This is a genomic window from Streptomyces sp. NPDC045968, assembly GCF_056430475.1.
In genome coordinates this window covers 26889-51362 of sequence record NZ_JBWKLF010000015.1, presented here as the reverse complement: position 1 = coordinate 51362, position 24474 = coordinate 26889, and the positions used below count along the sequence as shown (strand labels likewise).

Sequence of the window (24474 nt, the reverse complement as noted above, 5' to 3'; positions counted from 1 at the left end):
AATGCCCACGATTCTCGGCCAGAACCAGTACGGCAAAGCAGAGAACCGCGTCGTCAGGATCACGCGGGACGGCGACACCCACCACATCAAGGACCTGAACGTCTCCGTCGCCCTCTCCGGCGACATGGACGACGTCCACTACTCCGGCTCCAACGCCAACGTCCTGCCGACGGACACCACCAAGAACACGGTGTACGCGTTCGCCAAGGAGTACGGCATCGAGTCCGCCGAGCAGTTCGGCATCCACCTCGCCCGCCACTTCGTGACCTCGCAGGAGCCGATCAAGGTCGCGCGCATCCGGATCGAGGAGTACGCCTGGGAGCGCATCGCGACCTCGGACGGCAACTCGAAGTTCATCGGAGCCGACGAGGTCAACCACTCCTTCGCCCGCAAGGGCCAGGAGCTGCGCACCACCCAGATCACCTTCGACGGCGAGAACTGGGAGATCATCTCCGGTCTCAAGGAGCTCACCGTCATGAACTCCACCAACTCGGAGTTCTGGGGGTACGTCAAGGACAGGTACACGACGCTCAAGGAGGCGTACGACCGCGTCCTGTGCACCGACGTGTCGGCCGCCTGGCGTTACAACTGGACCAGCGACGACCAGCGGATGCCCAACTGGGAGAAGTCGTACGAGCAGGCGAAGAAGCACATGCTCCAGGCGTTCGCCGAGACGTACTCCCTCTCGCTCCAGCAGACCCTTTACCAGATGGGTTCGCGGGTCATCAACAGCCGCAGCGAGATCGACGAGATCCGCTTCTCGCTGCCGAACAACCACCACTTCCTGGTGGACCTGGAGCCGTTCGGCCTCAAGAACGACAACGAGGTCTACTTCGCGGCGGACCGCCCGTACGGCCTCATCGAGGCGACCGTGCTCCGGGACGGCGTCCAGCCGAAGATCCCCGTCGACATGACCAACCTCTGACGCGGCACTGAACCGGCCCCCGCCCGTCCACAGCGGCGAGCGGCCCACCGACGGCCGCACCATCACCCGCGGCCTGCGCACGGACGGCATCGCCACCCTGCTGGGCCCGGTCTTCGGCGGCTTCCCGACGAGCGCCTTCGCCCAGAACGTCGGCGTGGTGTCGCTGACGAAGGTACGCAGCCGCTACGTCGTCGCCGCCGCGGGCGGCGCCCTGCTGGTCCTCGGCGCGTTCCCGGTCCTCGGCGCCGTCGTCTCGCTCGTCCCGATGCCCGTGCTCGGCGGCGCGGGCATCGTCCTGTTCGGCTCCATCGCCGTGAGCGGCATCCGTACGCTCTCCGAAGCCGGCCTCGACGACAGCTCCAACATCATCCTCGTCGCGGTGGCGCTCGGCGCGGGCATCATCCCGCTCGCCGCGCCCGCCTTCTACGCGGGATTCCCCTCCTGGGCACAGACGGTGCTCGGCTCCGGAATCAGTGCGGGCGCGCTCGTCGCGGTCCTGCTCAACCTGTTCTTCCACCATCTCGGCACCCACAGCCGCACCGCTGTGGCACTCAAATCCTCCTAGGGTCCTGCCGTGCCCACATCGCCGATGAGAGAAGAAGGAAGCACCATGGCAGCTTCGGCAGACCCTCAGCGCATCGTCATCGAGAACTGTTCGATCGCGACCGTCGACGCCCACGACACCGAGTACGCCTCGGGGCACGTCGTCGTGGCGGGCAACCGCATCGAGTCCGTCGGCGCGGGCAAGGCACCGGAGGGCCTCGCCGGCGTCGTACGCCGCATCGACGGCACGGGACATCTCGTCACGCCCGGCCTGGTCAACACCCACCACCACTTCTACCAGTGGATCACCCGCGGGATCGCGACCGACCACAACCTCTTCGACTGGCTGGTCGCGCTCTACCCGACCTGGGCGCGCATCGACGAGCCGATGGTCCGCGCCGCGGCGCAGGGCTCGCTCGCCATGATGGCCCGCGGCGGTGTCACCACGGCGATGGACCACCACTACGTCCACCCCAAGGGCTCCGGCGACCTCTCCGGCGCCATCATCGGGGCGGCCCGCGACATGGGCGTACGGTTCACCCTCGCCCGCGGGTCCATGGACCGCAGCGAGAAGGACGGCGGGCTGCCGCCGGACTTCGCGGTGGAGACCCTCGAAGGCGCCCTCGCCGGCACCGAGGCGACCGTCGACGCCCACCACGACGCCTCGTTCGACTCGATGACCCAGGTCGCCGTGGCCCCCTGCTCCCCGTTCTCCATCTCGACCGAACTGCTCAGGCAGGGGGCCGAGCTGGCGCGCCGCAAGGGCGTGCGGCTGCACACCCACGGCTCGGAGACCGTCGAGGAGGAGCAGTTCTGCAAGGAGCTGTTCGGGATGGGCCCCACCGACTACTTCGAGTCGACCGGCTGGCTCGGCGACGACGTGTGGATGGCGCACTGCGTCCACATGAACGACTCCGACATCGCCGCCTTCGCCCGTACGGGAACGGGCGTCGCGCACTGCCCGTCCTCCAACGCCCGTCTCGCCGCGGGCATCGCCCGGGTGCCCGACATGCTCGCCGCGGGCATCCCGGTCGGCCTCGGCGTCGACGGCACGGCCTCCAACGAGTCCGGCGAGCTCCACACCGAACTGCGCAACGCCCTCCTCATCAACCGCCTCGGCGCCCACCGCGAGAAGGCGCTGAACGCCCGCCAGGCCCTGCGGCTCGGTACGTACGGCGGCGCCCAGGTCCTCGGCCGCGCCGACCAGATCGGCTCCCTGGAGGCGGGCAAGCTCGCCGACCTCGTCCTGTGGAAGCTGGACACCCTCGCCCACGCCTCCATCGCCGACCCGGTGACCGCGCTCGTCTTCGGCGCCGCGGCCCCCGTGACGCTCTCCCTCGTCGACGGCAAGCCGGTCGTCGAGGGCAACCACCTGATCACGGTGGACGAGGACGCCATCGCACGTGACACCCGCGACGAGGCCCGCCGCCTCGCGCAGATCGCCGCCGGAGCCTGACGCCCGGCGACGGCACCCCCTGAACCGGCCGGCCGAGGGGGACGGCCCTCGTCCGGCCGCCGTGGACCCGAGCGGGGTCCACGGCAGCCGGTCCGGAGGGCGCGCACCCTATGTGCGCGCCCCCGGACCGGTGATGAGCGCTGCCCGGGCACCCCACCCGCATCACGAAGCACATGCAACACAGCTCATGCAACGAAGCACCTGCACCACGCACCACTCCGCACCACCTCCCTGACACCCACGTCGCCGTGACGTGTACCCGACCGGAGGAACCGCCGTGGCCGCTAAGCCCAGGTTTCGCAATGAAGCACATGACGCAGTCGCAGTCGCAGGAACCGGCCGGAAACACCCGGTCGACGAGACCCTCCCGCCCCTGAAGATGTTCACCAGCGGCCTCCAGCACGTGGCCGCCATGTACGCCGGGGTGGTCGCCCCGCCCATGATCGTGGGGCCCGCCGTGGGCCTCACCGCCAAGGAGACCGCCTTCCTGATGGGGGCGAGCCTCTTCACCGCGGGCATAGCCACGCTCCTGCAGACCCTCGGCTTCTGGCGCATCGGCGCCCGCCTGCCGTTCGTCAACGGTGTGTCGTTCGCTGGTGTGACGCCGATGGTGGCGATAGGCAAGGACCGGGGTCACGAGGGGATCGCCGTCATCTTCGGCGCGATCATCGTCGCGAGCCTCCTCGGATTCGTACTCGCCCCGTACTTCTGCAAGCTGGTCCGCTTCTTCCCGCCCGTGGTCACCGGCACCGTGATCACCCTGATCGGTGTCTCGCTCCTGCCGGTCGCCTTCAACTGGTCCCAGGGCGGCAACTCCACGGCGGACGACTACGGTTCGATGACCAACATCACCATGGCCGCCGTCACCCTCGCGATCGTGCTGGCCCTGCGCAAACTGCTGCGCGGCTTCCTCCAGCAGATCGCGATCCTGCTCGGACTGGTCATCGGCACACTGATCGCCATACCCGTCGGCATCACCGACTTCGCCCCCATCAAGGACGCCGACGTGGTCGGCTTCCCCACTCCGTTCCACTTCGGTGCCCCGCAGTTCGAGATCGCCGCGATCGTCTCGATGTGCATCGTGATGCTGGTCTGCATGACCGAGTCCACCGCGGACATGCTCGCCCTCGGCCGGATCGTCGACCGTCCGGCGGACGAGCGGACCATCGAGGGCGGACTGCGCGCCGACACCCTCGGCAGTGCCATCAGCCCGCTGTTCAACGGATTCATGTGCAGCGCGTTCGCACAGAACATCGGACTCGTCGCCATGACGAAGGTCCGCAGCCGGTTCGTCGTCGCCGCGGGCGGCGGCATTCTGATCCTGCTCGGCCTCGTCCCGGTCGCCGCCTCCGTCATCGCGATCGTGCCGCTGCCGGTACTCGGCGGCGCCGGCATCGTGCTGTTCGGCTCGGTCGCCGCGAGCGGTATCCAGACCCTGGCCACCGCCGCCCTGGAGAAGGGCGAGAACGCCCTGATCGTCGCGGCGTCCGTCGGCATCGGACTGATACCGATCGCCGCGCCGGAGTTCTACCACGCGTTCCCGGAGGACCTGCTCGTCGTCCTCGACTCGGGCATCTCCACGGGCTGTGTGGTGGCGATCCTCCTGAACCTGGCCTTCAACCACTTCGGCCGCACGCCGGACACCGGCCCGGAGCCGCAGGACGCGGCGGGTCCGGAGCAGGCGTCGAAGGGCGCGGCGCCGGTGGCCGTGCACTGACCCCGCCCCGCACCGCGCTGTGGCGCGTACGGCGACCGCCGTACGCGCCACAGGTGTTACCGGGACGGAGTCAGCCGATGTGGAAGCTGTCGCCGTACACCTTCCAGTCGAGCGGCGGGTCCAGGTCCAGATTGCCGTTCCTCAGGAAGACCCGCTGGGCGGTGTCCACCCGGCTGGTGTCCGAGTGGGCCTCCTCCTGCTTCATCGCCCGGACCCGGGCGTCCAGGAACGCGTTGAGGTACGTCACCTCGTCGCCGCCCTGCGACGGGGGCCTCGCCTTCGAGAGGGCCCTCTCGCGGATGGAGCCGAAGCTCGCGCTGTCGCCGCCGTCGCCGTGCATGACGAGGGCGTCGTAGTACGCGAACTGCCCGAGCGTGCCGACCCCGTCGGCCTTGCCCCTCCGGACGGCCGGGTCGAAGTAGACCCGGTCGCGCTCGTCGTTCTGCGCCCGCTCGAAGGCGGAGTCGGACGCGGCCCTGGCCCAGTCCCGCGGGAAGCCCGGGTCGAGCCCCTCGTGGGAGTCGGTGCCGTCCACCTCGCGCAGGGCGGGCAGGTACTTCGCGAGTACGTTGCCGGGCTCGCGCCGCGTGTACAGCTCGACCAGGCCGAGCATGTCGCCGGTGCCGGAGCAGAAGCCGATGATGCCCGCGGTGTAGCCGCGGCCGTCGCCGATGTCCTCGATGTACCGGTACTGCGCCTTCCAGTCCAGCGTGGAGTTCTCTGCGCTGGACACCAGCCGCATCGCGATGTCCTTCTTCGTGGGGTCGTCGAGCCCGGTCGCGGCGGCCTCCTGGTGGTGTGCGGCCGACGCGGTGGGGGCCCCGTCGGCGTGAGCGGTCATGGGGGTCGCCGTCAGCGTAAGGCCGAGCGCCAGGACCGCGAAGCCGAGGGGGCGGGTGAGTCGGGTGGTGCGACGTGCGGTGCCGTTGTGGGGGTTGTGCACCTGTCCTCCAGAGGGGAGTTCGCCATGCCCTTCTTCTGTTAGGAAGCTTTACTACCAGCGTGGGAAGCGCGAGGCATACCCCTGTGCCGAAGAGGAACCGGCGATCAGTCCGATGCCCCGTGCGCCCGGCCCCGGAGGTTCAGTCCCCGTCGACGCGGTAGCTCTCGCCGTATACGCGCCACCGCAGCGGAGTCTCCAGCTGGAGCCTGCCCTCGCGTACGAACACGCGCTGGGCGGTCTCCACGCGACTGGTGTCGGTGTGGGACGGCTCCTTGCGGATCGCTTCCACGCGGGCATCGAGGAAGGCGTGGAGATACGTTTCCTCGTCACCGCCCCGCGCGGGCGGATCGGCCTTCGCGAGCGCCTGGCGCCGTATCGTGGTGAAGCCGACCGAGCCGTCCGTGTCGCCGTGACCGTGCATCACATACGCGTCGTAGTAGATGAACTGACCCAGGGCGCTGAGACCGTCGCCCTTCGCCCGTTCGACCGCCGGGTCGAAGGCGGAGTGGTCACGCTCCGCGTCCTGCGCCGACCGGAAGGCCGGGTCCGCGGCGGCCTTCGCCCACGCCTCGGTGAACGGGCGGCCGAGCCCGGTGTGCGCGTCGCTGCCCACCACGGCGCGCAGTGCGGGCAGATACCGCTCCAGCGGATTTCCGGGCCGGGCCTTCGCGTACCGCTCGACCACGGCGAGCATGTCGCCGGTCCCGGAGCAGAAGCCGATGATCCCCGCGGTGTAGCCGCGGCCGTCGCCGATGTCCTCGATGTACCGGTACTGCGCCTTCCAGTCGAGCGTGGAGTTCTCCGCGCTGGAGACCAGCTGCATGGCGAGCTGCTTCTTCGCCGGATCGTCGAGGCCGGTCTCCGGGGCGGAGCCGCCGGGTCCGGAACAGCCGGTCAGTACGGCGACGGCCGCGGCGGCGGCGAGGACGGCGGATGCGGTCAGGGAGCGAACGGTGTGCTTCACGCGTCAAGGGTGCCAGGCCGGGGCCGGGAGTCCGGGGGCGTCCGGGCGCTGTAGCGTCAGGGGCATGGAAGATCAGTCTGTTGTGGATGTCGGCGATGTGCGGTTGGCGTACCGGACCTGGGGTGACCCGTTCGGCTCGCCGGTCGTCCTGCTGCACGGGCTCGGCGGCTCCGCCGCGAACTGGGAGGCGCTCGGCGGACTGCTCGGCGCCGAGTGGCGGGTGTACGCCCTGGACCTGCGGGGACACGGGGAGAGCGACTGGCCGGACGAGTACGCGTTCGAGCAGATGTGTGAGGACGTCGTCGGATTCCTCGACGAGTGCGAGATCGACCGGGTCGGTCTGGTCGGCCACTCGGTGGGCGGGGTCGTGGCCCAGCTCCTGGCGCAGGAGCACTCGGACCGGGTGGAGCGGCTGGTGCTTGTGGAGACGCCGCCGCCGTTCCCCGGCGAGGAGCACCCGCTGCCGCTCCCCGAGGGACCGGTGGACTACGACGAGAACGTGGTTCCCGCGGTGCTGGCCCAGCTCACCGAGCCCGACCCCGCATGGGAGGAGGGACTCGGTGAGATCGTGGCCCAGACCATGATCATCTCGGGTGGCCCGGCGAGCACGATGCCGCAGGAACGGCTCTCCGAGATGGCCTCCCTGATCCCGGACTGCCGGCTGATCACGATCGCGGGCGGTCACCGGGTGCACGAGACGCGCGCGGATCAGCTCGCCCACGAGATCACCGAGTTCTTCACGAGCTGAGCCTTGAGGGGCTGGGCGTCGCGCCCCGTCAGCCGCCCGGCCGCCAGTCGGGCCTGCGGCCGCTCAGAGCGATCACCCGGTCGAGGAGCGGCGCGTCGGCCGGTACGGGGACCGGCGGTCCGAAGATGTCAGCGCTGCCGGGACCGCCCTCTTCGGGCGTCAGCATCGCCTCCGACGAGCGCAGGTCCGCCTCGGCGGCCCCGTACTCCTGCCCGGTCGACCGGGCCAGGTCCCAGCCGTGGATGACCAGCTCGTTGAGCGCGACCGCGCCGGCCACCTCGCCCGGGAGATCCACTCCGCCCGCCCGGGTCATGCCTTCCCGGGCGGCGGGGGAGCGCCATGCCGCCACCAGTTCGTCGAGCAGGCGCGGCAGCGCCTCGCGCCAGTCCTCGCCGAGCACCGGGCGAGCCGCGTCCGGCGCGGTGTCGGTCGTGGGCCCGAGCTCCTTTCGGCCCGCGTCACGGAAGGCCGTGGCCAGTCCCACGAGGTGGGCGAGCAGCTCCCGTACCGCGTAGTCCTGGCAGGGCGTCGGGCCGCTGAGCTGCCGGTCGTCGATGGGGCCGAGCAGTGCGCGGATCTGCTCGGCGGCCGGCTTCAGATCGAGGGCGGGCCGGTTCGTGCTGTGCGTATCCATACGTCTTCAGACTCTCGCGGCGCTCTGAACTCATCGCGGGACGCACACCGGCACATTGCGGAACGTTCCGTTCGGCCCCCTTGTCGGCGACCCCCACACCATGGCATACAGGTCTGGACCATTGCTCTCGAAGGGAAGGCAGGACCGTGCAACGCCCCCACATGCACGCCGTGTTGACCTGTTCCACCGTCCTGCTCCTTGCCGCGCTCACCGCATGCGGCGGCACCGCGAGCGCCGATACGCAGAAACCGACGACGCCACGAGGGGTGACGGCTCAAGCCGGCAGCGCCACCTCGGTGCACGTCATGTGGGAGCACGCCTCCGACAACAAGGCGATCACCGGGTACGAGATCTACCGCGAGGGCGAGAAGGTCGGCGCCGTAGCGGCGGTGGAGCGGATGACGGACATCGAGGGCCTGACCGCCGCGACGGCGTACACCTTCACCGTCCGGGCCCGTGACGGCGCCGGAAACCTCTCCCGGCCGAGCGCCGCCGCCCACGTCACCACCCCCGCCCCCGCGCCCTCCGACGGCAAGGCGCCCACCGCCCCGGTGAAGCTGCGCGCCGCCGCCGACGGCAGCCGGACGGCGACCCTGTCCTGGGGCGGCTCCACGGATGACGTGGCCGTCACCTCGTACGACGTCTACCAGGAGGGCTCCCGTATCCACAGCGTGCCGGGCACGCAGACCACGGCCCGGCTGAGCGGCCTGCGCCCCGGCACCGTCTACACGTTCACCGTCCGGGCCCGTGACGCCTCCGAGAAGTCCTCGCCGGACAGCAACGCCGTCGACCTCACCACCGCGTCCGCTCCGGGCGCGCCCGCGAGCACCGCCCCCACCGGGCTGCGGACGTCCCTGACCGCCGAAAACGGGGAATCGGTCGTCGACCTGTCCTGGGACCAGCCCGACACCGGCGGCGAGATCCCCGCGTACCAGCTCTTCCTCGACGGGAGGATGACCACGACGATCGTCTGGGGCGGCACACCGCCGAAGGGCCGCGCGACCTACCGCCTGACCCTCGGCGACCCGCCCGGTACGCGCCACTCGCTGAAGATCCGCGCCAGACTGCCCGACGGCACGTGGGGCGACTTCTCCGCCCAGCGCACGGTCGTCCTGCCCGGCTGAGGCGCGCGACAGGTCCGCCCCCGGTGCCCTGGGGCACCGGGGGCGGACCGTCGTGAGCGGGACGGGTCAGCGCAGCTGCTCGTATGCCGGCAGGGTCAGGAAGTCCGCGTAGTCCTGGTCCAGGGAGACCTGGAGCAGGAGGTCGTGGGCCTGCTGCCACTTGCCCGCGGCGAACGCCTCGTCGCCGGTCTCCGCGCGGATCGTGTCGAGTTCCTCGGCGGCGACCTTGCGGGCCAGCTCCGCCGTGGCGTGTTCGCCGTTCTCGAAGACCACGTCCGCGTTGATCCACTGCCAGATCTGCGAGCGTGAGATCTCGGCGGTCGCGGCGTCCTCCATCAGGTTGAAGATGGCCACGGCGCCCATGCCGCGCAGCCACGCCTCGATGTAGCGGATGCCGACCGCGACGGCGTTGCGGAGCCCCTCGTAGGTGGGCCTGGCGTCCAGCGTGTCGATGGCGATCAGGTCGCCGGCCGCCACCGAGACGTCCTCGCGCAGGCGCTCCTTCTGGTTCGGCTTCTCGCCGAGGACCGCGTCGAAGGAGGCCATGGCGATCGGCACGAGGTCGGGGTGGGCGACCCAGGAGCCGTCGAAGCCGTCGCGGGCCTCGCGGTCCTTGTCCGCCTTGACCTTCTCGAACGCCACCTTGTTGACCTCCGCGTCGCGGCGCGACGGAATGAAGGCCGCCATGCCGCCGATCGCGTGGGCGCCGCGCTTGTGGCACGTGCGGACCAGGAGTTCGGTGTAGGCGCGCATGAACGGGGCCGTCATGGTGACGAGATTGCGGTCGGGGAGCACGAACTTGGCGCCGCCGTCACGGAAGTTCTTGACGATGGAGAAGAGGTAGTCCCAGCGGCCCGCGTTCAGCCCGGAGGCGTGGTCGCGGAGCTCGTAGAGGATCTCCTCCATCTCGTACGCCGCGGTGATCGTCTCGATCAGGACGGTCGCGCGGACCGTGCCCTGCGGGATGCCGACGTAGTCCTGGGCGAAGACGAAGATGTCGTTCCAGAGGCGGGCCTCCAGGTGCGACTCCGTCTTGGGGAGGTAGAAGTACGGGCCCTTGCCGAGGTCGATCAGACGCTGGGCGTTGTGGAAGAAGTAGAGGCCGAAGTCGACCAGCGCACCCGGCACCGGAGTGCCGTCGAGCTGGAGGTGACGCTCGTTCAGGTGCCAGCCTCGGGGGCGCATGACGACCGTCGCGAGCTCGGCGGCGGGCTTCAGGGCGTAGGACTTGCCCGACCTCGCGTCGGTGAAGTCGATCGTACGGGTGTAGGCGTCGGTCAGGTTGAGCTGGCCGAGGATCACGTTCTCCCACGTGGGGGCGGACGCGTCCTCGAAGTCGGCGAGCCAGACCCTGGCGCCCGAGTTCAGGGCGTTGACGGTCATCTTGCGGTCGGTCGGACCGGTGATCTCCACCCGGCGGTCGTCGAGCGCGGCCGGAGCCGGCGCGACCTTCCAGGAGTCGTCCTCGCGGAGCTGTGCGGTCTCCGGGAGGAAGTCGAGGGTGGAGGTACGGGCGATCTCGGCGCGGCGCTCGCCCCGGCGGGCGAGCAGCTCGTCACGGCGCGGCGTGAACTGCCGGTGCAGCTCGGCCACGAACGCGAGGGCCGCGGGGGTCAGGACCTCATCCTGCCGGGGCAGGGGCTCGGCATCGACGATGGCCAGCGTGGACGGCGCTGGTGCGGACATGAGCTGTCACTCCTTCAGCGGGCGGTGCGAGCGGCCTCTCACGGCCGCCGGGTCGCCTGAAATGGCACGGCGTGCCAGGGCTCCGAGATACGGCCGTGGGCGCCGTCTGGGGTTCAGAGCGCTTCTGACCAGTGGATAGTAGTTTCCTCATGGTGGAAGTTCAATGGTTTGTTGATGTCGAGATTCTCCGGGTCGACACAAGTGGGGCGCTGCTGGCGCAGCGTGCCAGATCGGGCACGGTCCGTTCACTCCAGGTGCGTCAGATCCTCCGCCGTGTCGATGTCGTACGCCTGAGCCACATCGGAACACTCGACGAGCGTGATCGCATCGCGGTGCGCCCGCAGATAGGCCCGCGCCCCCTGATCGCCCACGGCCGCCCCCGCGATGTCCGCCCAGCGGTCGGCGCCGAACAGCACCGGATGGCCGCGCTCCCCGTCGTACGAGGCGGCGGCGAGGCCCGACCGCGAGCGGTACGCCGACCGCACCCGGGCCACCGCCTGCGCACCGATGCCCGGCTGGTCGACCAGGAGCACCAGCGCCGCGTCCGCCCCCGTCCCGGCGAGGGAGGCGAGCCCCGCCCTGAGCGAGGAGCCCATGCCCTGCTCCCACTCCGGATTGACGGTGACCACGCACCCGGACAGATCGGCCCTGGCCCCGGCCTCTCCGGCCGCCGCGCCCAGCACCACGTGGAGCGGGCCGCAGCCCCCGTCGCGCAGTGTCCGGACGGCGTGCTCGACCAGCGGGCGGCCATGGTGTTCCAGCAGGGCTTTCGGCCGGCCGCCGAGCCGGCGGCCGCCACCCGCGGCAAGCAGGACACCGGCGATCACGGGCTTCTCTGAGGGAGATGACATGGGCCCTGGATACCACTGCGTCGTTCGAACAAGCGACACGCGCGTCACCCGGAGGGGGCACCCCGAATTCCGTCCATGGAGTGGCGCACGCCCCCTTCCATGACGTTAACTTGCGGACAACCCCAGGGACTTGACGACGGTCATGGTTCTGGGCGTCACACCGGCACAAAGGCGTGCGAGGGGGAGTGCTTTGTTGCGAAGCGTGGGGCAGAAGCGGGTGACCGGAAGCGGTGAGGACGACCCGAGAGTGCCGGAGCTGCGTACGGCCGTCTCCCGGCTCCGCCGTGAACTCGCCGGATACCCCGTGGAGTTCCCGGACCGCGGGATCGCCGAGGACGAGCTGGCGGCGCTGGACGCCATGGCGACCAGCGGCACACCGGAGATTCCCCGGCTGCGCCGCTCACTGCTGCTGATCGCGGGGGCGATCGGCTCGGTCAGCGCACTGGCTCCCGGGCTCCGGGAGGTACGGAACGCGGTGGACCTCTTCGGGGAGCCCCCGCGCCACTGAACCGCGCCGGGGGCGGCCGGGCCGGCGGCGGGCCGGACGGCGTGCCGCCGCCCGCGGGCCGACGCGGCCGCCCCGGGGGCGGGCACGCGCACTGCCCGGCCCTTCAGGACACGGCTCAGCTGGTGGCGCCGCTGCTCGCCAGCGCCTCGGAGAGTTCCTTCGCGACCTGCTGGAGTATCGGCACGATCCGCTCCGTCGCCGTCTCCGTCACCCGCCCCGCGGGGCCCGAGATCGAGATCGCCGCCGACGTGGGGGAGTTGGGCACGGACACCGCCAGGCAGCGGACGCCGATCTCCTGCTCGTTGTCGTCGACCGCGTAACCGGCCCTGCGCACCAGATCGAGTGCCTCGAGGAAGCCGTCCGGGGTGGTGATGGTCTTCTCGGTCGCGGCCGGCATGCCCGTACGGGCGAGCAGGGCCCGCACCTCGTCGGCCGGGGTGTTCGCCAGGAGCGCCTTGCCCACGCCCGTGGAGTGGGGGAGGACCCGGCGGCCCACCTCGGTGAACATGCGCATCGAGTGCTTCGACGGCACCTGGGCGACGTACACGATCTCGTCGCCGTCCAGCAGGGCCATGTTCGCCGTCTCGCCGGTCTCCTCGACCAGGCGCTGGAGGTAGGGGCGGGCCCAGGTGCCGAGCAGCCGGGACGCGGACTCGCCGAGGCGGATCAGCCGCGGGCCGAGCGCGTAGCGGCGGTTGGGCTGCTGACGTACGTAGCCGCACACGACCAGGGTGCGCATCAGCCGGTGAATGGTGGGCAGGGGCAGTCCGCTGCTCGCGGAGAGCTCGCTCAGCCCGACCTCGCCCCCGGCGTCCGCCATCCGTTCCAGCAGATCGAAGGCGCGTTCAAGGGACTGCACACCGCCGCTGGGGCCGGCGGGCTTGGAGTCGGATGTGCTGGCGTGGGACGGCGGCACGTCAACGGTCCTTTCGATGCGGAACAGCAAGGCGCCAGCCTACCGGGCTGTTCCCGATCGGCCCACTGTTCCCGGGGCGGCGTCCTTGCCGGTCAGGGGCCGTTTTGTCCAGGTGCGCAGGTCGTCGGGGCGGTCGCCCGAGGCTCTTCCTGGTCCATGCTACATTCCGCTCTACGAAATTGTTCTTTTACTTCGTGGAAACATCCAATCGCCCTGGCGGGTGGTCGGCTTGCTGTCCGGCGGGGACGGTGAGGGTCTTGACGAGGGGGAGTCCCCGATGAAGACTCCTTCAACAGTTCGTTGAAACCACGAAGTGAGGAGCACGCGTGTCCGGTGCGGACGTGAACCTGCTACTGCGCTCGACGCGCGTCGTCACCCCCGAAGGAACGCGCCCCGCGACGGTCGCCGTCGCCGGGGGGACGATCGACGCAGTCCTTCCGTACGACGCCGAGGTGCCCCGGGGTGCCCGTCTGGAGGACTTCGGCGACGACGTCCTGATGCCGGGCCTCGTCGACACCCACGTGCATGTGAACGACCCTGGCCGCACCGAGTGGGAGGGCTTCCACACCGCCACCCGCGCCGCCGCGGCCGGCGGCATCACCACCCTCCTCGACATGCCGCTCAACTCCCTGCCGCCGACCACGACCGTCGGTCACCTGCGGACCAAGCAGCGGGTGGCCGCCCCCAAGGTGCACGTCGACACCGGCTTCTGGGGCGGCGCGATCCCGTCCAACACCAAGGACCTGCGCCCGCTGTACGAGGCCGGGGTCTTCGGCTTCAAGTGCTTCCTGTCCCCCTCGGGCGTCGAGGAGTTCCCGGAGCTGGACCAGGAACAACTGGCCCGCTCCATGGCCGAGATCTCCGGCCTCGGCGGCCTCCTCATCGTGCACGCCGAGGACCCGCACCACCTGGAGTCCGCCCCGCAGCGCGGCGGCCCCGCGTACGCCGACTTCCTCGCCTCCCGTCCGCGCGACGCGGAGAACACCGCGATCGCCGGCCTCATCGCCCACGCCAAGCGGCTGAACGCCCGCGTCCACGTGCTCCACCTGTCGTCCAGCGACGCGCTGGAGCCGATCGCCGCCGCCAAGCGCGAGGGCGTCCGCGTCTCCGTCGAGTCCTGCCCGCACTTCCTCACGCTCACCGCGGAGGAAGTACCGGACGGGGCGACCGAGTTCAAGTGCTGCCCGCCCATCCGGGAGGCCGCCAACCAGGACGCGCTGTGGCAGGGCCTCGCCGACGGCACGATCGACTGCATCGTCTCCGACCACTCGCCCTGCACCACCGACCTCAAGACGCCGGACTTCGCCTCCGCGTGGGGCGGCATCTCCTCCCTCCAGCTCGGCCTCCCCGCCATCTGGACCGAGGCCCGCAGGCGCGGCCACGACTTCGACGACGTGGTGCGCTGGATGTCCGCCGCCCCCGCCGAACTGGCCGGACTGGCCCGCAAGGGCGCCATCGAGGCCGGCCGCGACGCCGACTTCGCCGTCCTCGCCCCCGACGAGACCTTCACCGTCGACCCGGCCGAGCTCTTCCACCGCAACCAGGTCACCGCCTACGCCGGCAAGACCCTGCACGGCGTCGTGAAGTCCACCTGGCTGCGCGGCGTACGGATCGCGCACGAGGGCGTCCTCGCCGAACCCACCGGCCTGCTCCTCGAAAGGAACTCCTGACCATGACGGCGATCCCGCACTTCACCGGTGACGCGAGCCCGTACGGGGGCGGCGACCCGTACGCCGACTACCGCACCGCCGACTTCCCCTTCAGCCGGCTCGTCGACCTCGCCGACCGCCGCCTGGGCGCCGGGGTGATCGCCGCCAACGACGAGTTCTTCGCCGAGCGCGAGAACCTGCTGAAGCCCGGGCCCGCGGAGTTCGACCCCGAGCGCTTCGGGCACAAGGGCAAGATCATGGACGGCTGGGAGACCCGCCGCCGCCGTGGCGCGAGCGCCGCGCGGCCGCACCCCACCGACGAGGACCACGACTGGGCGCTCGTCCGGCTCGGGGCGCCCGGTGTCGTACGCGGACTGGTCGTCGACACCGCGCACTTCCGGGGGAACTACCCGCAGGCGGTCTCCGTCCAGGCGGCCTCCCTGCCCGGCTCCCCGTCGCCCGCGGAACTGCTCGCGCCGGACGTGAAGTGGACGACGCTCGTCCCCCGTACGGCCGTCGGCGGCCACGCGGCCAACGGCTTCGTCGTCGACGCCGAGCAGCGCTTCACCCACCTGCGGGTCAATCAGCACCCGGACGGCGGGATCGCCCGCCTGCGGGTGTACGGGGAAGTGGCCCCCGACCCCGCCTGGCTGGGCGCGCTCGGCACCTTCGACCTCGCGGCCCTGGAGAACGGCACACAGGTCGAGGACGCGTCCGACCGCTTCTACTCCCCGGCCACGAACACCATCCAGCCCGGCCGCTCCCACAAGATGGACGACGGCTGGGAGACCCGGCGCCGCCGTGACAGGGGCAACGACTGGATCCGCTACCGCCTGGCCGCACAGTCGCGGATCGGCGCCGTCGAGATCGACACCGCTTATCTCAAGGGCAACTCGGCGGGCTGGGCGACGCTCTCGGTGCGGGACGGGGACACCGGCGACTGGACCGAATTCCTGCCGCGGACCCGGCTCCAGCCCGACACCAACCACCGCTTCGTCCTGCCGGAACCCGTCGTCGGTACCCACGTCCGCATCGACATCTTCCCGGACGGCGGGATCTCACGGCTGAGGCTCTTCGGTTCGCTGACCGGGGAGGGGGCGGCGGCGCTCGCCGCACGCCACCGCGAACTGGGCGGCTGAGAGACGCCCGGCGCGTCCTGCGGGTGCCGTTTTGTCCTCCCTCGCCGCACGGGCTTGAATGGGGACCCGCCGGACGTACCGACCAGGAGTTTCCATGATCTTCATCGCCGTCAAGTTCACCGTGCGCAGCGCCGAGCGGGACAACTGGCTGCCGGCCGTCGACGACTTCACCCTGGCCACCCGCAAGGAGCCGGGAAACGTCTTCTTCGAGTGGTCGTACAGCGTCGAGAACCCGGACCAGTTCGTCCTGCTCGAAGCCTTCGCCTCGCCGGAGGCGGGCGAGGCGCACGTGAAGTCCGCCCACTTCGCGGCGGCGATGGAGACGATGTCCGAGCTGGTCGCCGAGGTGCCCGAGATCATCAACGTCGAGGTGCCGGGCGAGGGCTGGGGCCGCATGGCCGAGGTCATGCCCCGCAACCGCTGACGCGGCTGTACGGGATGGGGCGCCGGCCGGCCCCGGCAGCCCGGCGGGCGGGGCCGGCCGGCAGCCCGCCCCGCCCGCCGGTCCCAGGAGTCACGCGGCGTGGCCGCCGTCCACCACCACCTCCGTGCCGGTGATGTAGGCGGCGTCGCCGCTCGCCAGATAGGCGATGAGGGAAGCCACCTCGTCCGTCGTGCCGAACCGGTCCAGCGCGGTGGCCGAGCGCTGGCCCGCCGCGAACGGACCGTCGGCCGGGTTGAGGTCGGTGTCGACCGGGCCGGGCTGGACCAGGTTCACGGTGATGCCGCGCGGTCCGAGCTCGCGGGCGAGCGGCTTGGTGAGTCCCGCCAGGGCGGACTTGCTCAGTGCGTAGAGCGTGCCGCCGGGACCGCCCGTGTACCTGCTCAGTGCCGTACCGACGGAGATGATGCGACCTCCGTCGCTCATCCGCTCGGCTGCCGCGCGGCAGGCCAGGAACACGGCCCGTACGTTCACGGCGAGTACCCGGTCGACATCGGCGTCCGTGAGCGAGGAGATGGGGCCGAGGACGCCGATCCCGGCGTTGTTGACGAGGATGTCGAGGCGGCCCAGCGCGTCGGCGGCGTCGTTCACGGCGGCCGCGGGCGAAGCGGCGTCGGCGGCGTCGGCCCGCAGCGCGATGCCCCGGCGGCCGTACCCCTCGATCTTCCGGACGACGGCCTGGGCCCCCGCCTCGTCCTGCACGTAGGTCAGGGCCACGTCCACACCGTCCTGCGCCAGCCGGAGGGCGGTGGCCGCGCCGATGCCCCGGCTGCCACCGGTGACGAGTGCGGTCCTGTTGCTGCTGGTCATATCGGGATTCCTTGCCGCTCGATGAGCGCCGCCGTGCTGGCGACAAGGTCCAGGAAAGTCGTTCGGCGCCCGGGACACCGGCGGGAATCGGACGCCCAGGCCGCGCACCCGGTGGACCGTACGACGAGCCGTTCCACCGAGCCGGGTACGCCCGGGCCCGCACCGGAATCCGCCCCGTGAGACGGGTGTTCCCGCGGGCCGTACCCGGCCGGTACGGTGATCGCTCCGCGTGCGAGCCGGCGAGGTCTCCACACATCCATTCCGCTGTGGAGAACCAGGAGAACCAGGTGTCCTCGATCGCCGTGCCCGTCCTCGCGCCGCCGCGCCGCGCGTGGCTCACCGACCTGCCCGTGCTGGTCGTCGCCGCCGTCTGGGGGTCGAGCTATCTCGCCGCCAAGGGCATCACCACGACGCACACCGTCATCGCCGTCCTCGTCCTGCGGTTCGCGATCGTGCTGCCCGTCCTGGTGGCCGCCGGATGGCGCAGGCTCCGCGCACTGACCCCGGCGCAGTGGCGCGGAGCCGGTGTGCTCGGCCTCGTGCTCAGCGGGATCTTCCTGTTGGAGACGTACGGCGTCGTCCACACCTCCGCGACCAACGCCGGGCTCATCATCAGCCTCACCATGATCTTCACCCCGCTCGCCGAGGCCGCGGTGACCAGGATCAGGCCGCCCGGGGCCTTCCTCGCCGCCGCCGGGCTCTCGGTCGCCGGGGTGCTCCTGCTCACCCAGGGCGGAGGCTTCACCAGCCCCTCGGCCGGCGACGTCCTGATGCTGCTGGCGGCCCTCGCCCGTACCGTCCACGTCCTGCTGATGGCCCGGATCACGTCGGTCAAGGAAGCCGACTCGCTGTCGCTGACCACGGTTCAGCTCGGCAGCGCCGTCGCCGTCTTCGCCGTCCTCGCGGCCCTGCCGGGCACCGGCGCGGCGCCCTGGACCGTCGCCGCGGACTTCGGGGTCCGCGAGTGGGCCGGGCTGGTGTTCCTCTCCGTCTTCTGCACGCTCTTCGCGTTCTTCGTGCAGATGTGGTCCGTACGCCGCACCTCGCCGTCCCGGGTCAGCCTGCTGCTCGGTACGGAACCCCTGTGGGCCGCCGCCGTGGGCATCTCGATCGGCGGGGAGCGGCTCGGCGTCCTCGGAGTGCTGGGCGCCGGGCTCGTCCTGGCGGGGACCGCGTGGGGGCGTCGCAGCGCGGACAGGGCCGCCGTCACTCCTTGACCGCGTCCGCCGCCATCATCACCGCGACGCCCGTCACCACCAGCACGATATGGACGAACGTCGCGTTCTCGTCGAGGAAGCCGATCCGCCGCACCACCGCCCAGAGCCGGAACCACCCCGTCCATTCGTGCAGCAGCCCGGCCACGCCCTGAACGAAGACGACAAAGCCCACCGACTCGACGAATTTCTTCATGCGCCGAGCCTCGCCGGTACGGTCCCTCGCCCGCGTCGGCCACCGGTCTGCGAGGCCGCGCCGAAAGTCTTCGGACCGTACGACTTTGGTCGCTTCCCGGCTCCCGCCGCCCATGTCAGGGCTCCCGCCTGCGTAGCTTTGCCGATATGACGCGAACGGAGTACCGCTGGCTGCTGCCGTCGGCGATGACAGACCCCGGCCTTCCCGGCGACGGGGGCAGGTCGCGCCGCACGGTGCGGGACTGGGCGGTCGACATCACCGCCTTCCTCTGCGCCGCGGGTGTCGGCCTGCTCGCCATCGGCACGATCGAGGCGGACTCCACGACACCGGAGACGGTCGTCTTCGCCGACGCGCTGATCGGCGCCGCGGCCTGCTGCGCGCTGTGGGCCCGCAGGCGGTGGCCCGTGGCGCTCGCCGTGAGCCTCACCGTCGTCGGCACCGTCGAACCGGTGGCGGGCGGCGCCCTGCTGGTCGCGCTGTTCAGTCTGGCCGTGCACCGGCCGTTCAGACCGGTCGCGCTCGTCGGCGCCGGGGCCCTGGCCGTCGCGCCCCTGCAACCGTGGCTGCGGCCCGACCCGGACATCTCGTTCACGGCCTCCACCGTCTTCGGTGTCCTCCTCGTCCTGCTGGTCCTCAGCTGGGGCATGGTCGTACGGTCCGGACGCCGGCTCGTCCACTCCCTGCGCGAACGGGCCCGCCGCGCGGAGGCCGAGGCCGAGCTGCGCGCCGAGCAGGCGCAGCGGCTGGCCCGCGAGGCGATCGCCCGGGAGATGCACGACGTCCTCGCCCACCGGCTGACGCTGCTCAGTGTCCACGCGGGCGCCCTGGAGTTCCGGCCGGACGCACCCCCGGCCGAGGTCGCCCGCGCCGCCGGCGTCATCCGGGACAGCGCCCACGAGGCGCTCCAGGACCTCCGCGAGATCATCGGTGTCCTGCGCGCACCCGGTGAAGGCGACGAGAGCGACCGGCCGCAGCCCACCCTCCTCAGCCTGGACGCACTGATCGCCGAGTCCCGTCTCGCGGGCATGAAGGTCACCCTCGAAAACAGGGTCGCCGACCCGGCGGCCGCCCCCGCCGCCCTCGGCCGCACCGTCTACCGCGTCGCCCAGGAGTGCCTCACCAACGCCCGTAAACACGCGCCGGGCACCGAGATCACCCTCACCCTGGACGGCGGGCCCGGCGACGGTCTCACGATCGAGGCCCGCAACCCCGCCCCCGTCGAGCCCTTCGAGCGGGTCCCCGGATCGGGGCAAGGCCTCATCGGCCTCACCGAGCGCGCCACCCTCGCGGGAGGCCGTCTCGGCCACGGCCCGGAACCCGATGGCGGCTTCGGTGTCCGGGCCTGGCTACCGTGGGCCGCATGAACACCCCGACGCCTCCGGTGGCGCGACCGGTCCGGCTGCTCATCGTCGACGACGACCCTCTCGTACGCGCCGGGCTCACCCTGATGCTCGGCGGCGCCGCCTCCCTCGACATCGTCGGGGAGGGTGCGGACGGCACCGAGGCCGCGGACCTCGTCGAACGGCTGCGCCCCGACGTCGTGCTGATGGACATCCGGATGCCCGGCATGGACGGCCTCACCGCGACCGAGGCCCTGCGGCGCCGCCCCGACGCCCCCGAAGTCATCGTCCTCACCACCTTCCACGCCGATGAGCAGGTGCTGCGCGCCATCCGCGCCGGGGCGGCGGGCTTCGTCCTGAAAGACACTCCGCCCGCCCAGATCCTCGAATCCGTGCGACGGGTCGCCGCCGGCGAACCGGTTCTCTCGCCCGCCGTCACCCGGCAGCTCATGGCCCGCGCGGCGGGCGGCGCCCCGGACGACCGGGCGGGCCGCGCGGACCGGGCGCGGCAACGGTTCGCCGAGCTGGCCGAGCGCGAACAGGCCGTGGCGCTCGCGGTCGGACGGGGCAGCTCCAACGCGGAGATCGCCGCCGCGCTCCACCTGAGCGTGGCGACCGTGAAGACGCATGTCTCCCGCGTCCTCGCCAGGCTCGGTCTCAACAACCGTGTCCAGATCGCGCTGTTGGTGCACGACGCGGGACTGCTCGACGAGGACACCGGCAGGGGCGGCGGCATACGCTGAACGGACCGGACGGGGAGGGGGCCGGCCATGACCATGGTCGATCTGAGCGAAGCGCACGACTTCACGGCGAATCCGTATCCGCACTACGCGAGGCTGCGCGCCGAAGGACCGGTGCACACCATCCGTGCCGAGGGCTTCGACCGGATCTGGCTCATCGTCGGGTACGAGGAGGCCAGGGCGGCCCTCGCGGACGAGCGCTTCGGCAAGGACTGGCGGACGGCGGACGGTTCGCCGGGCGGGGCCAGCCCGATCTACGCCAACATGCTGGAGATGGACGCGCCGCACCACACCCGGCTGCGCAAACTCGTCGCCCGCGAGTTCACCGCCCGGCGGATCGAGGCGCTGCGGCCGCGGGTCCAGGAGGTCACGGACAGCCTGCTCGACGCGATGGTCCCCGCGGGGAGCGCCGATCTCGTCGACGCGCTGGCCTTTCCGCTGCCGATGACCGTCATCTGTGAACTCATCGGCGTCCCGGACCTGGACCGGGACGCCTTCCGCCGGATGACCGGCAGCCTCGTCGCGCCGGCCACGCCCGAGGAGGAGGCCGAAGCGGCCCGCGCCATGGGCGCCTACCTCGCCGAGCTCATCGAGGACAAACGCCGCGCGCCGGGCAAGGACCTGATGAGCGCCCTCATCGAGGCGCGCGACGACGGCGGCGACCGGCTCTCGCCCCACGAACTCGTGGGCATGGCCTTCCTGTTGCTGGTGGCGGGCCACGAGACGACCGTCAACCTCATCTCCAACGGCGTACGGGCACTGCTCGACCACCCGGAACAACTGGCCCTGCTCCGGGCCGATCCCGGTCTCATCGACGGCGCGGTCGAGGAGATGCTCCGCTACGACGGACCGGTGGAGACGGCTACCTTCCGCTTCACCCGGGAGCCGGTGCGGGTCGGTGCGACGGTCATTCCGGCGGGCGAGGCGGTGCTCGTCGCCCTGGCCTCCGCCGACCGGGACCCGGGGCGCTACCCGGAACCGGACACCTTCGACATCCGCCGCGAGGCGAAGGGGCACCTGGCGTTCGGTCACGGCACGCACTTCTGCCTGGGCGCGCCGCTCGCCCGTATGGAGGGCCGGATCGCGATCCGCACGCTGCTGGAGCGGTGCCCCGGGCTCACGCGTGATCCGCAGGGCGGTGAGCCCGACTGGCTGCCGGGCCTGCTGATGCGGGGGGTCCGGCGGTTGCCGGTGCGCTGGTGAGGTAGAAAGCCTGTCATGAGCGAACTCGACCTCGGGACGGCACAGAAGGTCCTCGACAGCCAGCCGTTCAGCGTGCTCGTCGGGGCACGCGTCACGGCCTTCGGGGACGGGGGCGCGACCCTCGACGTCGAGGTCCGGCCCGAACTCCAGCAGCAGAACGGCTTTCTGCACGGCGGTGTGCTGGCCTACGCCGCGGACAACGCGATCACCTTCGCCGCAGGCACCGTGCTCGGCCCCGCCGTTCTGACCGGCGGGTTCTCCATCCAGTACATCCGCCCGGCCACCGGGCGCACCCTGTCCGCCCGCGCCACCGTCGTGCACTCCGGCCGCCGTCAGGCCGTGGTCCGCTGCGACCTGTCCACCGTCGGGGGCGACGGCGAACAGACTCTCTGCGCCGTCGCGCAGGGGACCGTGTTGTCTGTCAAGCAGCCCTGAAGGGACCCGCGTTGACCACCGAATCGCTCGTCGACCTCGCCGCGCTCGGTGAGGACTTCACCCGCGACCCCTACCCCGTCTACGCGGAACTGCGGGCGCTCGGCCCGGTGCACCGGGTGCGCATACCGGAGGGCACACCCGCCTGGCTCGTCGTCGGATACGAGGCCGGCCGTGAACTGCTCGCCGACCAGCGGCTGTCCAAGGACTGGCGCCGGGCCTCACCCACCCTGGGTGTCAGCAAGGTGTCGGCCGGCACGTCCATGCTCAGCTCGGACGCTCCCGTCCACACCCGGTTGCGCAAGCTGGTCACCCGGGAGTTCACCCCGCGCCGCATGGAGCAACTGGTGCCGCGTGTACAGGCGCTGACCGACGAACTGCTCGACACCATGCTGGCGGGCCCCCGCCGGGGCGCCGACCTGGTCGAGGCGCTGTCCTTCCCGCTGCCGATGTCCGTCATCTGTGAACTCCTCGGCGTGCCGTTCCTGGACCGGCAGGCGTTCCGGCAGTGGTCGAACACCGCGGTCTCCTCGCTCGACGCGGAGGAACGCGTCTCGGCGACCGGGTCGATGTCCACCTATCTGACCGGGCTCATCGCACAGAAACGCGCCCAGCCCGGCGACGACCTGATGAGCGCGCTGATCCACACGGCGGACGACGACGGCGACCGGCTCTCCGGCGACGAGCTGATGGGGATGGCCTGGCTGCTGCTGGTCGCGGGCCACGAGACCACGGTCAACCTGATCTCCAACGGGGTCCTCGCGCTGCTCACCCACCCGGAGCAACTGGCCGCGCTGCGAGCCGACTTCGGCCTGATCGACAACGCGGTGGAGGAGACCCTGCGCTACGAGGGCCCGGTCGAGACCCCCACGTACCGCTTCACCACCGAACCGCTCGACGTGGGCGGCACGGTGATCCCGGGCGGGGGTGAGCTGGTCCTGATCGCGATGGCGGACGCCAACCGCGACCCGGCCCGCTACGCCGAGCCCGACCGCTTCGACATCACACGGGATGCCCGGGGCCATGTCGCCTTCGGGCACGGCATCCACTACTGCCTGGGCGCGCCACTGGCCCGGATCGAGGCCCAGATCGCGATCAGGTCGCTGCTGGAGCGCTGCCCGCAGCTGCGTCTCGACGCCGACCCGTCGAAGCTGCGATGGCGTACGGGGATGCTGATCCGGGGGCCGCTGAGCTTGCCGGTGACGTGGTGACCGAAGACGGTCCGGGTCCGCCCGGCGATTGAGGCCAACGGGGCCCCGGGGGGCCGTTCAGCCCCCCGGAACCTCGTCCAGGTCCACCGGCCGCCGCTCGCGCCGCGACCACTCGCACGCCTCCGCGATCCGCAGCGCGTGCAGCGCCTCGCGCCCGTCGCACGGATTCGCCAGCTCACCCCGCACCACCCGGACGAACGCGTCGAGCTCCGCCTCGTACGCCGGGGCGAACCGCTCCAGGAAGCCCGGCCACGGCTTCGCCGGCGCCGCGGGACCCTGCGGCTCCGTCGACGTGAGGGGCGTACGGTCGTCCAGTCCGACCGCGATCTGGTCCAGCTCGCCCGCCAGCTCCATCCGTACGTCGTACCCGGCGCCGTTGCACCGGGTCGCCGTCGCCGTCACGAGCGTCCCGTCGTCCAGGGTCAGCAGCGCCGCCGCCGTGCCGACGTCCCCCGCCTCGCGGAACATCGCGGGCCCGGCGTCCGACCCCGTCGCGTACACCTGTGACACCTCGCGGCCCGTCACCCACCGCACCATGTCGAAGTCGTGGACCAGGCAGTCCCGGTACAGCCCGCCGGAGAGCGGGAGGTAGGCGGCCGGCGGTGGCGCGGGGTCCGAGGTGATCGCGCGCACCGTGTGGAGCCGGCCGAGCCGCCCGTCCCGTACGGCCGCCCGGGCGGCGCCGTATCCGGCGTCGAAGCGCCGCATGAAGCCCAGTTGCAGGACCGTGCCCGCCGCTTCGACCTCGGCCAGGGCGCCCAGCGTGCCCGCCAGGTCGATGGCGATCGGCTTCTCGCAGAAGGCCGGGAGGCCGGACCTGGCGGCGCGGGCGATGAGTCCGGCGTGGGCGGCGGTCGCCGATGTGATCACCAGGGCATCAAGGGCGACGGCGCCCGCGAACAGTTCGTCCACCGAAGCGGCGGCCGCGCCCGTACGGGCGGCGGTCAGGGCCGCGCGCTCCGGGTCGGCGTCGGCCACCACCAGTGAGTCCACGGCGGGGTGGCGGCTGAGCACCTCCGAGTGGAAGGTACCGATACGTCCCGTTCCGATGAGTCCGATGCGCATGGCCCCAAGGTGGCGTTC

At 71.5% G+C, this 24474-nt stretch carries 24 protein-coding genes and 1 pseudogene; 16 read left to right on the top strand and 9 right to left on the bottom strand.

From position 1 onward, the window contains the following. Position 1: 1 nt before the first annotated feature. The 4 genes and pseudogenes from pucL to AC07FA_RS31890 all read left to right on the top strand — a co-directional run bounded on the left by pucL (position 2) and on the right by AC07FA_RS31890 (position 4641). On the top strand, positions 2-925 hold the full coding sequence (gene pucL / locus AC07FA_RS31905) for a factor-independent urate hydroxylase (RefSeq protein WP_479079820.1): 924 nt from the start codon (positions 2-4) through the stop codon (positions 923-925). Positions 926-962: 37 nt separating this feature from the next. Further along, positions 963-1490 (top strand): annotated as a pseudogene (locus tag AC07FA_RS31900) (solute carrier family 23 protein); the annotation flags it as partial. A 45-nt stretch (positions 1491-1535) separates the two neighbouring features. Continuing rightward, positions 1536-2924 carry an 8-oxoguanine deaminase gene (locus AC07FA_RS31895; protein ID WP_479079819.1) on the top strand — a complete coding sequence of 463 codons (1389 nt, stop codon included), beginning with the start codon at positions 1536-1538 and terminating at the stop codon, positions 2922-2924. Positions 2925-3201: 277 nt separating this feature from the next. Then, positions 3202-4641 (top strand): nucleobase:cation symporter-2 family protein, encoded by a 1440-nt coding sequence (locus AC07FA_RS31890; RefSeq protein WP_479079818.1) that lies wholly within the window; start codon positions 3202-3204, stop codon positions 4639-4641. Between the two features lie 70 nt (positions 4642-4711). Here AC07FA_RS31890 and AC07FA_RS31885 read toward each other — a convergent pair whose 3' ends face one another. Further along, a complete protein-coding gene (locus AC07FA_RS31885; protein ID WP_479079817.1) occupies positions 4712-5584 on the bottom strand; it encodes a chitosanase in 873 nt (290 codons plus the stop codon). A 139-nt stretch (positions 5585-5723) separates the two neighbouring features. After that, positions 5724-6548, bottom strand: coding sequence for a chitosanase (locus AC07FA_RS31880; RefSeq protein ID WP_479079816.1), 825 nt, complete (start codon positions 6546-6548; stop codon positions 5724-5726). A gap of 64 nt (positions 6549-6612) precedes the next feature. On the opposite strand from AC07FA_RS31880, the gene AC07FA_RS31875 reads away from it, so the two are divergent. Beyond that, positions 6613-7296, top strand: a complete 684-nt coding sequence (locus tag AC07FA_RS31875) for an alpha/beta fold hydrolase (protein ID WP_479079815.1) — start codon at positions 6613-6615, stop codon at positions 7294-7296. A gap of 28 nt (positions 7297-7324) precedes the next feature. Here the strand turns inward: AC07FA_RS31875 and AC07FA_RS31870 are convergent, their stop codons facing one another. After that, a complete protein-coding gene (locus tag AC07FA_RS31870) occupies positions 7325-7930 on the bottom strand; it encodes a TIGR03086 family metal-binding protein (RefSeq protein WP_479079814.1) in 606 nt (201 codons plus the stop codon). A 161-nt stretch (positions 7931-8091) separates the two neighbouring features. Here AC07FA_RS31870 and AC07FA_RS31865 point away from each other — a divergent pair, with 161 nt between their 5' ends. Next, positions 8092-9054 carry a fibronectin type III domain-containing protein gene (locus tag AC07FA_RS31865; protein ID WP_479079862.1) on the top strand — a complete coding sequence of 321 codons (963 nt, stop codon included), beginning with the start codon at positions 8092-8094 and terminating at the stop codon, positions 9052-9054. A 66-nt stretch (positions 9055-9120) separates the two neighbouring features. On the opposite strand, the gene aceB is transcribed toward AC07FA_RS31865, so the two are convergent. Then, the gene (gene aceB, locus AC07FA_RS31860; protein WP_479079813.1) at positions 9121-10740 is read right to left on the bottom strand and encodes a malate synthase A; all 1620 of its coding nucleotides are present in this window, start codon (positions 10738-10740) and stop codon (positions 9121-9123) included. Between the two features lie 245 nt (positions 10741-10985). After that, positions 10986-11591: a nucleotidyltransferase family protein gene (locus AC07FA_RS31855; protein ID WP_479079812.1), complete on the bottom strand. Its 606-nt coding sequence runs from the start codon at positions 11589-11591 to the stop codon at positions 10986-10988. Positions 11592-11793: 202 nt separating this feature from the next. On the opposite strand from AC07FA_RS31855, the gene AC07FA_RS31850 reads away from it, so the two are divergent. Next, complete coding sequence (locus AC07FA_RS31850) at positions 11794-12099, top strand: DUF5955 family protein (RefSeq protein WP_479079811.1); 306 nt, start codon at positions 11794-11796, stop codon at positions 12097-12099. A gap of 115 nt (positions 12100-12214) precedes the next feature. On the opposite strand, the gene AC07FA_RS31845 is transcribed toward AC07FA_RS31850, so the two are convergent. After that, positions 12215-13015 carry an IclR family transcriptional regulator gene (locus AC07FA_RS31845; RefSeq protein WP_479079810.1) on the bottom strand — a complete coding sequence of 267 codons (801 nt, stop codon included), beginning with the start codon at positions 13013-13015 and terminating at the stop codon, positions 12215-12217. Positions 13016-13341: 326 nt separating this feature from the next. Here AC07FA_RS31845 and allB point away from each other — a divergent pair, with 326 nt between their 5' ends. From allB to AC07FA_RS31830, 3 genes are all read left to right on the top strand, one after another. Further along, a complete protein-coding gene (allB, locus tag AC07FA_RS31840) occupies positions 13342-14685 on the top strand; it encodes an allantoinase AllB (RefSeq protein WP_479079809.1) in 1344 nt (447 codons plus the stop codon). A 2-nt stretch (positions 14686-14687) separates the two neighbouring features. Then, the gene (gene alc / locus AC07FA_RS31835) at positions 14688-15803 is read left to right on the top strand and encodes an allantoicase (protein WP_479079808.1); all 1116 of its coding nucleotides are present in this window, start codon (positions 14688-14690) and stop codon (positions 15801-15803) included. A 94-nt stretch (positions 15804-15897) separates the two neighbouring features. After that, complete coding sequence (locus AC07FA_RS31830; RefSeq protein ID WP_479079807.1) at positions 15898-16227, top strand: putative quinol monooxygenase; 330 nt, start codon at positions 15898-15900, stop codon at positions 16225-16227. Between the two features lie 90 nt (positions 16228-16317). Here AC07FA_RS31830 and AC07FA_RS31825 read toward each other — a convergent pair whose 3' ends face one another. Further along, positions 16318-17055 carry an SDR family NAD(P)-dependent oxidoreductase gene (locus AC07FA_RS31825; RefSeq protein ID WP_479079806.1) on the bottom strand — a complete coding sequence of 246 codons (738 nt, stop codon included), beginning with the start codon at positions 17053-17055 and terminating at the stop codon, positions 16318-16320. A gap of 287 nt (positions 17056-17342) precedes the next feature. Between AC07FA_RS31825 and AC07FA_RS31820 the strand changes: the two genes are divergently transcribed. Further along, positions 17343-18272, top strand: a complete 930-nt coding sequence (locus tag AC07FA_RS31820) for a DMT family transporter (protein WP_479079861.1) — start codon at positions 17343-17345, stop codon at positions 18270-18272. On the opposite strand, the gene AC07FA_RS31815 is transcribed toward AC07FA_RS31820, so the two are convergent. After that, positions 18262-18465 carry a hypothetical protein gene (locus tag AC07FA_RS31815; protein ID WP_479079805.1) on the bottom strand — a complete coding sequence of 68 codons (204 nt, stop codon included), beginning with the start codon at positions 18463-18465 and terminating at the stop codon, positions 18262-18264. The two genes, AC07FA_RS31820 and AC07FA_RS31815, sit on opposite strands and share 11 nt — an antisense overlap. 146 nt (positions 18466-18611) lie before the next feature. On the opposite strand from AC07FA_RS31815, the gene AC07FA_RS31810 reads away from it, so the two are divergent. From AC07FA_RS31810 to AC07FA_RS31790, 5 genes are read left to right on the top strand one after another with little or no spacing between them, the layout of a single operon-like run. Continuing rightward, complete coding sequence (locus tag AC07FA_RS31810) at positions 18612-19829, top strand: sensor histidine kinase (RefSeq protein ID WP_479079804.1); 1218 nt, start codon at positions 18612-18614, stop codon at positions 19827-19829. Further along, complete coding sequence (locus AC07FA_RS31805; protein ID WP_479079803.1) at positions 19826-20548, top strand: response regulator; 723 nt, start codon at positions 19826-19828, stop codon at positions 20546-20548. Before AC07FA_RS31810 ends, AC07FA_RS31805 begins: the two co-directional genes overlap by 4 nt. 27 nt (positions 20549-20575) lie before the next feature. Further along, a complete protein-coding gene (locus tag AC07FA_RS31800) occupies positions 20576-21748 on the top strand; it encodes a cytochrome P450 family protein (protein ID WP_479079802.1) in 1173 nt (390 codons plus the stop codon). 15 nt (positions 21749-21763) lie between these two features. Beyond that, positions 21764-22183 carry a PaaI family thioesterase gene (locus AC07FA_RS31795; protein ID WP_479079801.1) on the top strand — a complete coding sequence of 140 codons (420 nt, stop codon included), beginning with the start codon at positions 21764-21766 and terminating at the stop codon, positions 22181-22183. Between the two features lie 11 nt (positions 22184-22194). Next, a complete protein-coding gene (locus tag AC07FA_RS31790) occupies positions 22195-23391 on the top strand; it encodes a cytochrome P450 family protein (RefSeq protein WP_479079800.1) in 1197 nt (398 codons plus the stop codon). A 57-nt stretch (positions 23392-23448) separates the two neighbouring features. Here AC07FA_RS31790 and AC07FA_RS31785 read toward each other — a convergent pair whose 3' ends face one another. Beyond that, positions 23449-24456 (bottom strand): Gfo/Idh/MocA family protein, encoded by a 1008-nt coding sequence (locus AC07FA_RS31785; protein ID WP_479079799.1) that lies wholly within the window; start codon positions 24454-24456, stop codon positions 23449-23451. Positions 24457-24474 lie beyond the last annotated feature (18 nt).

Coding starts and splice junctions, on each gene's coding strand:
- AC07FA_RS31870 (WP_479079814.1), bottom strand. CDS start 7,930: ATGGATACGCACAGCACGAACCGGCCCGCCCTCGATCTGAAGCCGGCC.
- AC07FA_RS31895 (WP_479079819.1), top strand. CDS start 1,536: ATGGCAGCTTCGGCAGACCCTCAGCGCATCGTCATCGAGAACTGTTCG.
- AC07FA_RS31855 (WP_479079812.1), bottom strand. CDS start 11,591: ATGTCATCTCCCTCAGAGAAGCCCGTGATCGCCGGTGTCCTGCTTGCC.
- AC07FA_RS31825 (WP_479079806.1), bottom strand. CDS start 17,055: ATGACCAGCAGCAACAGGACCGCACTCGTCACCGGTGGCAGCCGGGGC.
- aceB (WP_479079813.1), bottom strand. CDS start 10,740: ATGTCCGCACCAGCGCCGTCCACGCTGGCCATCGTCGATGCCGAGCCC.
- alc (WP_479079808.1), top strand. CDS start 14,688: ATGACGGCGATCCCGCACTTCACCGGTGACGCGAGCCCGTACGGGGGC.
- AC07FA_RS31875 (WP_479079815.1), top strand. CDS start 6,613: ATGGAAGATCAGTCTGTTGTGGATGTCGGCGATGTGCGGTTGGCGTAC.
- AC07FA_RS31815 (WP_479079805.1), bottom strand. CDS start 18,465: ATGAAGAAATTCGTCGAGTCGGTGGGCTTTGTCGTCTTCGTTCAGGGC.
- AC07FA_RS31810 (WP_479079804.1), top strand. CDS start 18,612: ATGACGCGAACGGAGTACCGCTGGCTGCTGCCGTCGGCGATGACAGAC.
- AC07FA_RS31805 (WP_479079803.1), top strand. CDS start 19,826: ATGAACACCCCGACGCCTCCGGTGGCGCGACCGGTCCGGCTGCTCATC.
- pucL (WP_479079820.1), top strand. CDS start 2: ATGCCCACGATTCTCGGCCAGAACCAGTACGGCAAAGCAGAGAACCGC.
- AC07FA_RS31800 (WP_479079802.1), top strand. CDS start 20,576: ATGACCATGGTCGATCTGAGCGAAGCGCACGACTTCACGGCGAATCCG.
- AC07FA_RS31830 (WP_479079807.1), top strand. CDS start 15,898: ATGATCTTCATCGCCGTCAAGTTCACCGTGCGCAGCGCCGAGCGGGAC.
- AC07FA_RS31865 (WP_479079862.1), top strand. CDS start 8,092: ATGCACGCCGTGTTGACCTGTTCCACCGTCCTGCTCCTTGCCGCGCTC.
- AC07FA_RS31795 (WP_479079801.1), top strand. CDS start 21,764: ATGAGCGAACTCGACCTCGGGACGGCACAGAAGGTCCTCGACAGCCAG.
- AC07FA_RS31785 (WP_479079799.1), bottom strand. CDS start 24,456: ATGCGCATCGGACTCATCGGAACGGGACGTATCGGTACCTTCCACTCG.